The 6,209-nt window shown below is 42.4% G+C and carries 4 protein-coding genes; 3 read left to right on the top strand and 1 reads right to left on the bottom strand.

Annotated features, from left to right (window positions below; genetic code table 11):
- From VFM80_RS08645 to VFM80_RS08635, 3 genes are all read left to right on the top strand, one after another.
- On the top strand, positions 1-1,008 hold a 1,008-nt coding region (locus VFM80_RS08645; protein WP_395071428.1), incomplete at its 5' end, for a T9SS type A sorting domain-containing protein.
- Positions 1,009-1,088: 80 nt separating this feature from the next.
- On the top strand, positions 1,089-2,972 hold the full coding sequence (locus VFM80_RS08640) for a histidine kinase dimerization/phosphoacceptor domain -containing protein (RefSeq protein WP_395071427.1): 1,884 nt from the start codon (positions 1,089-1,091) through the stop codon (positions 2,970-2,972).
- Between the two features lie 91 nt (positions 2,973-3,063).
- Positions 3,064-5,787, top strand: coding sequence for a type I restriction-modification enzyme R subunit C-terminal domain-containing protein (locus VFM80_RS08635; RefSeq protein WP_395071426.1), 2,724 nt, complete (start codon positions 3,064-3,066; stop codon positions 5,785-5,787).
- Between the two features lie 8 nt (positions 5,788-5,795).
- Here VFM80_RS08635 and VFM80_RS08630 read toward each other — a convergent pair whose 3' ends face one another.
- The gene (locus VFM80_RS08630) at positions 5,796-5,981 is read right to left on the bottom strand and encodes a hypothetical protein (RefSeq protein WP_395071425.1); all 186 of its coding nucleotides are present in this window, start codon (positions 5,979-5,981) and stop codon (positions 5,796-5,798) included.
- Positions 5,982-6,209: the final 228 nt, after the last annotated feature.

Genomic DNA, 6,209 nt, shown 5'->3' with positions numbered 1-6,209 from the left:
GCTCAATGGGGGCTGGGTAATGATCCGATTCGTCCGTTTATTTATGATACATTTATTGAAGATGGATTTAGTCGATCTGTGATCAATGAAAATGTTTACCCCAATCCATCCAATGCGCTATATAATGCTGTAACCGGAAACAGTGGCGGATTGTTCTTTATCGGCGATCAGGCTAATGAAGCCTATGAAAATCTTCCCGTTCCTATCTATGCCCCGCCGATCTGGGAGGGCGGTTCCAGTTACTCTCATTTGGATCAGGCAACATTTACAAATACTGAAAATGCCCTGATGCGCCCCCGAATCGACAACGCATTTGCCATTCACTCCCCGGGCCCCGTAATGTGTGGAATTTTTGCAGACACAGGCTGGCCACTCGGTGGCGGTTGTTTTGCATTGCTGGGTGCTGAAGCCATAGTTGAAGTGGATGATACAGAGATCGATTTTGGAGTTACAAACGTCAATAACCGCCTCGATACCACTATTGTGATCAGTAACAGTATCGATTCAGAAAATGCACTTGTGGCTCGGGTTGACTTATCTTCCCAAAACTCTGCCTTTTTATTGGATAACAGCAACGGTTCTATATTTCTGAATCTTGAACCGGGTGAAAGTCAGGAGATCCAGGTAACATATCGTCCACAATCTGCCCGAAAAGATTCAGTTAATATCCGTATTTATCATAACGATGCCATTAGAGAAAATCCTATTTTGATCACACTAAAAGGCGATGCGCTGGAGGAGAACAGAGTAGTGGAGCTTGAACAAAACTACCCAAATCCATTCAATCCCTACACAAATATTTCATACAAACTTCCTCAGAATTCCTATGTAAAACTTCAGATCTTTGACATGGTTGGCAAACTGGTACAAACCGTTGTTGATGGCGAGCAAAGCCGTGGGCGTAATGTGCACCGCGTACAAGCCGATGATTGGGCAAGTGGTGTATATATTTACCGCATAATAGTAGAAGGCAGGGCCGAAACGCGTAAATTAATGTTGTTAAAATAGTTTTTAACAAGTATTTCTGAAGCACAAGCTTATGAGCTTTATTCTGTTGAGTACGGCTAATCTAACTCTCGAAAAAAAGATTGAATTTATATAAAAAGAAATACAGGGTTTTAAGCTCAATACTGCTGGGTCTTTTCTTGAGTTTATCGGTGGTATTGATGTGGTATCAAAATCATCAAAAAACAGAAGCATCGAGGGCGGTAAATATAAATGAGACCGGAGAATTGTTGGTTCAGCAATTTCAAAAAAGAGTTCTCGGGAGTATTAATACACTTGAAAACTTAAAGAGCCGGCTCGAGATAACAAATGGAGATTATTTTGAATATTGGGAGTATGATGCTTCTTTGATCATAGATCAGAATCCTTCCTTTTTGTTAGTAGAGTGGATTGATACGAATATGATTATTCAGAGAGTGGAACCGATGGAAGGCAACGAAGAAGCCATTGGATTAGACATCTCAAATTTGGATTATCGTCGTTCTGACTGGGAGAGAGCAAGAGACCAGTCACATATAAATTTTACTCATTGGTTAGAACTGGTGCAGGGGCCAAGTGCTTTTCTGGTGGATGCTCCTGTTTATTTTGAAGGTAAATTTCAGGGTACTATTACCGCGGCAATGGATTTTGCGCAACAATTTAATGCTATCATGGAAGGGCTAGATCAATACCATGTCACATTAAAAGACGAAAATGGCGTGATATTCTATGAAAGTGGTGAGAAGCCCTCAGTCAATTCTAAAAAGAAATTTGAAAGTACTATTCCTCTGAGAAGAGCAAACTTAAATTCAGGAAACTGGGCCTTCTCTTTAGTTCCGAATAGGATCTATGAATCCGAGCAGTCAGATTGGGGTTTAAATCTAAACCTTGTACTCGGAATATTGCTCAGTGTTTTGGCCTCTGTGCTTTTCTTCTTTATGCAGACGGCTTATTCTGCACAAAGAGAAGCCAACAATGCCAATGAGAAGATCAGGGCTCTTATTGGGTCATCTCCGATGGCTATCTATGCTATTGATAGTGAAGGAACAGTAACCGATTTCTGGAATAAAGCTGCCGAAGAATTGTTAGGATGGAGTAAAGAAGAAGTTTTAGGCCATTTTATGCCTCATGTTGCGGATGAAAAGAAAGAAGAGTATAAAAAGCTGATGGCCGATATTATGAAAGACGGAGGTTTAAGGAATAAGGAAATCGTACGTACACGTAAGGATGGTTCACAGGTGTATCTAAGATTAAATGTAGGCCGAATGGTGGAAGACAAAGTGTACGGACAACTAATGCTGGTAACACTTGAAGACATCACAGTTGAAAAGGAATATCGGGAAAAGCTGGAAAATTCAGTGCATGAAAAAGAAGTACTGCTTTCCGAAGTTCATCACCGAGTAAAAAATAACCTCGCGATAATTATAGGTTTGATCGAATTACAAAAACAAGGATTGGAAAGCGAAAAGCTGAAAATGATTCTGAAGGAAACTCAAAACCGGATGTATTCGATCGCGGGTGTACATGAGTTGCTGTACAACACAGATAATTTCACTGAAATCACCTTTGAAGAATATGCAATCAAGCTGATCGATCGTATTCGGACTATGTTTGACTCTCAGGAACAAGAGGTCGTGATCAGTCACCGTTTTGAGACCAAGAGGTTGAATATAAATCAGGCTATTCCTTTAGGCCTTTTGTTGAATGAGCTTATCACGAATTCATTCAAACATGCTTTTGATGAGGGAAAGAAAGGAGAGATCTCCATCCGTTTATTTGAAGAAAATGATATGATAAAAGCGGAGTATTCTGATAATGGCAAAGGGGTAGATAAAGACTTCTTCAAATCATCAAATACCCTGGGTGTCACCCTTATAAAAACGCTGTTAAGTCAGATTGGCGCTACATATGAACTTGTTGGGGGAGAAGGGTTTCACATCAAATTTCAATTTAATGTAAAGGGCAGGGGTTCTCATTCTAATCTTTGATGATTTGATTATTGCTTTCCATTTCCATTCTACTTTCATTTTCTTTACTATCCAACCATAGTTAAACCATTATCTTATAAACTAAGGGTACATGGCAGATGCCAACTTAAATCCTGAACAAAAAGCCAGAAATAAAATCGACCGGATGCTGGAACAAGCCGGTTGGGTAGTTCAGGATTACAGGAAAATTGATTTTAAAGCCGGTTCAGGAATTGCCGTTCGGGAATATCCTACAGACAGTGGACCAGCCGATTATATGCTACTGGTGGATAAAAAGCCCGTTGGAGTGATTGAGGCAAAACGGGAAGATGAAGCGCACCGTATTTCCAAAGTAGAAGAACAGTCCACCCGATATGCAACCAGCGAACTGAAACACTTTGGGGAAGTGGAGATCCCTTTTCTGTATGAAAGCACCGGAGAGATCACACGGTTTACAGATCAGCGAGATCCCAAGCCAAGAGCCCGTGAAGTATTTTCTTTCCATCGCCCGAAAACCCTGATTAAAAGAACAGAACAGCGGTCACTTCGGGATCGGCTTCAGGATTTGCCGGAGTTAAATGTTGAGGGGTTACGTGAATGCCAGGTTACAGCAATCAATAACCTTGATACGTCTTTTAATGAAGCCCGACCAAAGGCATTGGTACAGATGGCTACCGGGTCGGGTAAGACTTTCACAGCTATCACCACCATTTATCGGTTGCTAAAACATGCAGGTGCAAAACGGGTGCTGTTTCTTGTGGATACGAAGAATCTTGGGGAACAGGCCGAGCAGGAGTTTATGCAGTACACCCCCTCCGATGACAATCGTAAATTCACAGAGCTGTATCCCGTTCAGAGATTGCAATCCAGTTATATCGCCCCTGATAATAAGGTGACCATCAGTACTATTCAGCGGCTTTACTCTATGATGAAAGGGGAAGAAGTTGATGATTCGGTTGATGAAGAAAATCCGAATGAAAGGTATATGCCGGATGAACCGCTGCCGGTAGTGTATAATGAAAAGATCCCGATTGAGTTTTTTGATGTTATCGTCATTGATGAATGTCACCGTTCGATCTACAACTTGTGGAAACAGGTGCTCGATTACTTTGACAGTTTCTTGGTTGGGCTTACCGCTACTCCTGATAAACGAACCTTCGCCTTCTTCAACGAAAATGTGGTCAGTGAATATTCTCATGAAAAAGCCGTAGCAGATGGAGTGAATGTAGGGTATGATGTCTTCACCATAGAAACGAAGATTAGCAAGGAAGGGGCTAAAATTGAAGCCGAAGAGTTTGTGGATAAGCGGGAAAAGCTTACCCGTAAAACCCGGTGGGAACAGCTGGAGGATGAGGTGGAATATACCAGCACTTCCTTGGATAAAGACATTGTTAACCCCAGTCAGATTCGCAACATCATTAAGGCATTTAAAAATAAGCTGCCTGAAATATTCCCTGGAAGGACAGAAATCCCCAAAACCCTCATCTTTGCCAAAACTGACAGTCATGCCGATGACATCATCCAAATGGTGCGGGAGGAATTTGCGGAAGGCAATGAGTTCTGTAAGAAGGTGACCTATAAGATTGAGGAAGATCCGAAATCAGTACTGGCACAGTTTCGAAATGAGTATTACCCAAGAATTGCGGTTACGGTGGATATGATTGCCACCGGTACGGATGTGAAACCGCTGGAGTGCCTGCTGTTTATGCGGGATGTGAAGAGCCGGAACTATTTTGAGCAGATGAAAGGTCGCGGTACCCGAACGCTCGATAAAGAAGGACTGATCAAAGTTACCCCCTCTGCCAAGACCGATAAAACCCATTTTGTGATTGTGGATGCGGTTGGGGTGACTAAATCCGTGAAAACCGATAGCCGTCCGCTGGAACGTAAGAGAACCGTTCCACTGAAAGATCTTTTGATGGGCATTATGATGGGTAGCGAAGATGAAGATTTCTATACCTCGGCAGCCAACCGACTTGCCCGGCTTGAACAGCAACTGGATGACAGTGATAAAAAAGACTTCAAAGAGAAAACCGGGAAAACCATCAACCGGGTAACACATGAACTCCTCGATGCCTTCAACCCGGATGCCGTAGAGGATCTGTCAGAAAGCAAGGGGATTGAACCCGGTGAAGCCAGAAAACAACTCATTGAGAAAGCCTCTTCTACTTTTACCGGTGATATCATTGATTACATCGACAATGTTCGAAAGATCAAAGAACAGATCATTGATGTAGTGAATACCGATGAGGTCACCTATGCCGGATGGGATAAAGAACAAAAGAAGCAGGCAGAAACTCTGGTCGAAAACTTTAAGGCATTTCTGGAGGAGCACAAAGATGAAATTGCAGCTCTCTCCATTTTCTATAATGAACCGTACCGGCGCCGAGAGGTGACCTTTAAGATGATGAAGGAAGTCCTGGATTTGATTAAGCAAAAGAAGCCTCAGATGGCTCCGCTGAATGTTTGGAATGCCTGGGAGCAGGTGGAGGGGGGTAATGGCACTTCCCCTAAAAACGAACTTATGGCATTGGTATCACTGATTCGTAACGCTTCGGGTATTGATAAGCGGCTTACCCCTTACGATAAAACCGTTAATAAGAACTTTCAGGACTGGATTTTTGGCAAACATGCCGGTAAGCCCAAGTTCAGTGAAGAACAGATGAATTGGCTAAGGATGATCAAAGACCATATTGCCACCTCCGTTCATTTCAGTAAAGACGATCTGGATTATGCACCCTTTGATGCTAAAGGCGGGGTTGGGAAAATGTACCAGCTATTCGGGGATGAGATGGATGACATTATTGAGGAGATGAATGAGGAGCTGGTGGCTTGACAGGAGAATTAATTTTGCCAACAGTTTGGCCCTAATTCATCGATCAGACGGCTCTTTACAGGATTTGAGAGTATGGCCGTAGAATCAGCCGTCAGGTCGGGTTCGGAGTTTAATTTCAGGCACTCCGGTCTAACGGCTCCAAGTCCGTCTGACCGATTGTTTGACAAGCACAACCAACGCTTATTCCAGTCCATTGGAATATAGATTTCCTTATTCTAATGAAACAATATATATTAGAATAAGATATTTTATAATACAACGCATTAGAATATGGAAAAAATTAAGTACCACAATCTGCCTCTGTTGCCTCCTGAAAAGGATGTTCTTCCTCCTTTGAAGCTCATCACTGAAGCTTATCATGCTATAGGTGAACTAAAAGGAAGGATGTACCGGGATGTGATTAATCCAAATCTGATTGTTGG

Source organism: Gracilimonas sp., from assembly GCF_035704785.1.
Taxonomy (GTDB): domain Bacteria; phylum Bacteroidota; class Rhodothermia; order Balneolales; family Balneolaceae; genus Gracilimonas.
The sequence above is the reverse complement of the archived record's forward strand: the minus strand, read 5'-3'. Positions and strand labels throughout refer to the sequence as shown.